Source organism: Flavonifractor sp. DFI.6.63, assembly GCF_024462255.1.
Lineage (GTDB): Bacteria > Bacillota > Clostridia > Oscillospirales > Oscillospiraceae > Lawsonibacter_A > Lawsonibacter_A hominis.
The window spans coordinates 1-591 of record NZ_JANGBE010000082.1; the positions used below are offsets into that span (position 1 = coordinate 1).

Genomic DNA, 591 nt, shown 5'->3' on the forward strand with positions numbered 1-591 from the left:
CGTGGGGCACTCCGCCATGACCATGCTCTACGGCGCGGTGGCCCTGGGCGGCCATATCCGCGTCGGCATGGAGGACAACGTCATGTACTCCAAGGGCAAGCTGGCCGACAGCAACGTGCAGTTTGTCGACCGCGCCCGCCGCGTCATCGAGGAGTTCGGCAGGGAAGTCGCCACGCCCGACGAGGCCCGTGAGATCCTCAGCCTGAAGCGTTAGCGGCCCACTTTCCGCGGCAGGAAAGGGGGGGCGCCCAATGAAGGTGCGCATTATTGCCTTCAGGCGTCCTCCCAAGTTTTTAAGCGGGACCCCTGCGACGCTAAAACGGGGCCGCTGTCCGACGGACAGCGGCCCCTCAGCTTGTCAAAAAAGGCCTTTGGCCTTTTTCGACAGAAGAATACATGACGGACAGGGCTCGATTCTTGCAGAAAAGTCGCCCTGTCCGTCATGAGAGGTGTCATTTCCGACGCGCATGTCGCCGGAAATGACGGAGCTTCCTTTCCTTCCATCGTCTGCGGACGACGAACTCTGCGAGGCTCTTCCCCCAGGAGGGTTTTTCGACAGCCTACGGGGCCGCTGTCCGTCGGACAGCGGCC

General features: G+C 62.3%; 1 protein-coding gene. It reads left to right on the top strand.

Annotated features, from left to right (window positions below):
- Positions 1-214 (top strand): 3-keto-5-aminohexanoate cleavage protein (locus NE547_RS17975; protein WP_256176621.1); only part of this gene is annotated, 214 nt, incomplete at its 5' end.
- Positions 215-591 lie beyond the last annotated feature (377 nt).